The 477-nt window shown below is 43.4% G+C and carries 1 protein-coding gene; it reads left to right on the top strand.

All coding sequences use genetic code 11. From position 1 onward, the window contains the following. Positions 1 to 34: 34 nt before the first annotated feature. Positions 35 to 477, top strand: a 443-nt coding sequence (locus ACTQ1S_RS09390) for a toprim domain-containing protein (RefSeq protein WP_441547573.1), incomplete at its 3' end; no start/stop codon positions are given.

Below are 477 nucleotides of genomic sequence, written 5' to 3'. Positions count from 1 at the left end.
CTACGATGCTTTTCAGGGAAGGATTATTTTCCCTTTGACAGATGAGTATGGTCGTGTTGTAGCTTTTTCAGGCCGGATTTGGACCGAGTCTGATTTGGCAAATAAACAACTAGCCAAATATAAAAATAGTCGTGGGACAGCAATCTTTAACAAGAGTTATGAACTCTATCATTTGGATAAGGCCAAACCAGTTATTAAGAAGCAGCGTGAAGTTTATCTGATGGAAGGCTTCATGGATGTCATCGCTGCTTACCGGGCCGGTATTAAAAATGCAGTCGCCTCTATGGGGACAGCTTTGACCGGTGAGCATGTTCGACACCTAGCTAAGTATTGTAAAAAACTTGTCTTGACCTATGATGGCGATAAGGCTGGGCAGGCCGCGACGGCCAAGGCCTTGGAAGAATTGAAAGATTTCAATGTTGAAATAGTTTTTCTTCCGGATAACATGGATCCTGATGACTACACTGCTCAGCATTC

Origin of the sequence: Collinsella sp. LCP21S3_D3 (genome assembly GCF_052118305.1) — a bacterium.
Taxonomy (GTDB): Bacteria; Actinomycetota; Coriobacteriia; order Coriobacteriales; family Coriobacteriaceae; genus Collinsella.
Note: the sequence above shows the minus strand (reverse complement) of the source record. Positions and strands in the feature narration are given on the sequence as shown.